General features: G+C 44.2%; 3 protein-coding genes. 1 reads left to right on the forward strand and 2 read right to left on the reverse strand.

The annotated features are described in order from the left end of the window. On the forward strand, positions 1-1327 hold a 1327-nt coding region (locus E1189_RS02085), incomplete at its 5' end, for an ankyrin repeat domain-containing protein (protein WP_196221056.1). A gap of 100 nt (positions 1328-1427) precedes the next feature. Here E1189_RS02085 and E1189_RS02090 read toward each other — a convergent pair. Next, positions 1428-1583 carry a hypothetical protein gene (locus E1189_RS02090; RefSeq protein ID WP_155158417.1) on the reverse strand — a complete coding sequence of 52 codons (156 nt, stop codon included), beginning with the start codon at positions 1581-1583 and terminating at the stop codon, positions 1428-1430. A gap of 184 nt (positions 1584-1767) precedes the next feature. Further along, positions 1768-2496 (reverse strand): ankyrin repeat domain-containing protein (locus E1189_RS02095; RefSeq protein ID WP_196221057.1); only part of this gene is annotated, 729 nt, incomplete at its 5' end.

The following is a 2496-nucleotide window of genomic DNA, read 5'->3' on the forward strand; positions in this document are numbered from 1 at the left end:
GGCGCTTATCCAGAGTGGTGCAAACAAAAGCGCGCGAGATGAATTTGGTAGAACACCACTCCATACAGCAGCCAAGTATGGTAATCCTGAGATTGGATTAGCACTTATCCGGGTCGGAAAGTACATTGATATAGATATTCGGGATAATAGTGGTAATACACCGCTTCATACAGCTGCCGGATATGGAAGTGTTGAAATCGTTTTGGCTTTGATAAAGCATCAAGCACACTTGGATGCTAAAAATAATTTTGGAGAGACACCGCTTCATGAAGCCGCTGAAAATGGGAACAAGGATAGCGCCTTAGTACTCATTTGCTATGGAGCGAATAAAGAAGCAAGAGATATGGCGAATAAAACGCCGCTGCATACTGCTGCCAGAAATGGAAAAACCAGCACAGTTCTTAAACTTGTTGAGCATCGGGCTGACAAAGACGCGACAGACTCGATGGGAAATACACCTCTACATTTAGCAGCAACCGAAGGACATACTGAAACTGTTTTGGCACTCACTGGAGCGGGGGCAAACCATCAATTAAAAAACCGGCAAGATGAAACACCTTTTCATCGGGCGGTAAAAGAGGGGAAGAAGGAGTCAGCCTTAGCCTTATGTCAAACAGGAGCACAAACTGAAATTCCTGACTCAGCCTTATCTGGCAGAGTCGATCAATGGCTTCGTGAAGAAGTAATTATATCATCTGCAGTAGTTCAGCCAGAATCAAGTTCGGAAATATTAAGGCGTATAGAAACAGGGCAAATGGATTTATTTACTGCTGCTCAGGAAGGCTCAGTAGAAGCGACAAGAATACTGATTGGACGAGGTGCAACAGTAGATAAAACTTTCCGTGGTCAAACTCCGCTGTTTATGGCCTCTGCCAAAGGACATACACAAGTCGCCAGAGTGCTCATTGAAAATGAAGCGCAAGTTGATAGCGAATCTAACGGCCAAACACCATTGCTTGTGGCTGCTCACAGCGGCCATCTCGACACAGTAAAACTACTTATCAGTAAAAAAGCGAAAGTGGATAAACCACGCTCGCGAAATGGAGCAACTCCCCTCCACCATGCAGCGATGAATGGGCACACGAAAATAGTTCAAGAGCTTATTGATCACGGTGCTATAGTCAACACACGTTCCAGAAATGGCCAGACTCCCTTGCATCTTGCGGCAGAACATGGACAGACAGACACGATTAACTTGCTTATTAGTCTGGGGGCTGAAGTAAATGCCACGTTGGACACTCTTGCCGAACAAACTCCGCTGTATTTAGCTCGTGAAAAAGGGCACACTGAAGCCGCCATAGCGCTCCTAAAGCACGGTGCAATATAAATGAAAGCTAAACTAACACGACAGTTGTCCAGCCATTCCCCATAATAGCCTTGAGAAAATACAGACCACCTACCCATTTCTAAAGCACAAACCAACACGACTACCAGGCTTTGTTAAAGACAGGGCAAGCCAGTAACATCAGGCAGGCCATATTACTGGCAAGGTGTTCTTTACCGTGACCATCAACCGCCTCAAACAGTGTGGCATGTCTGGCATCAGTGGCAGCACGACCTTCATACCAGACTTGACAAGGCAAACGCCCAATAGCTGATAATAGTACTGTGTCTTTGGGCTATCAGGGTTCTTTATGCAGCACTCGCTCCAGTGTTTTTTCCCGGAAGAATAGTGTCCTGTTCCATCACAAGGGGCTAGGTAGCCCTCTTGCTCTGCAAGACTTGGTATGTCAATTTAGAATTAATTCTTAGGGAATTGCTGACAGATTATTGAATCACACAACTATCCTGATTACCTTCTCCTGACATTGCTCCATATTGATTGATTAACCTTTGCCTGATTGAACTATCGTAGTGTGATTTGGAGACAGAATCTAGAACAGTTTCTCTACGACGGTCTTTGGCATTTGGGTTTAATCCATAATGATCAATCAGTAACCACATCACTTCACCCTTATTATAATGAGCCACATGTGCAGCTGCATGTAAAGCTGTATTACCGTCGCTCTTTGCGTGTGGGTTTACCCCATAGGTATCAATTAATAACCTAACCAAATCTACACAAGCCCTTCTACTGCAACCAGCAGCCCTATATAAGACCGTTTCCCTACTCCTACTGGATTTTTTATGTGGATCAGCCTTATAGCGATCAATCAACAACTTCACCACATCGGTAAAACCAGCTCTAGCCGCGCAATGTAAAGCCGAATATCCATAATTGTTATCTGTTGCATAGGGGCTCAACTTGTAGTCATCAATTAGCATCATGACAAGGTTGTAGTGGTTGTAGTAGTCATTATCTCGCATTTTAAAGAACCGCGGACCCGAAGCAGCCCAGTGCAAAACAGAATAACCATAATCTCCCTTCTCATGAGGATTAAGATGATATTTATCAATTAAGAGCTTGACGATTTCTGTGTAACCATTTTCTGCTGCAATATGTAAGAGTGGCTGTTTTCCAAATGTTACATGTGGATTAACTCCATAGCGCTCAAT

This window comes from Parendozoicomonas verongulae, assembly GCF_009711465.1.
In the GTDB taxonomy this organism is placed as follows: Bacteria; Pseudomonadota; Gammaproteobacteria; order Pseudomonadales; family Endozoicomonadaceae; genus Sansalvadorimonas; species Sansalvadorimonas verongulae.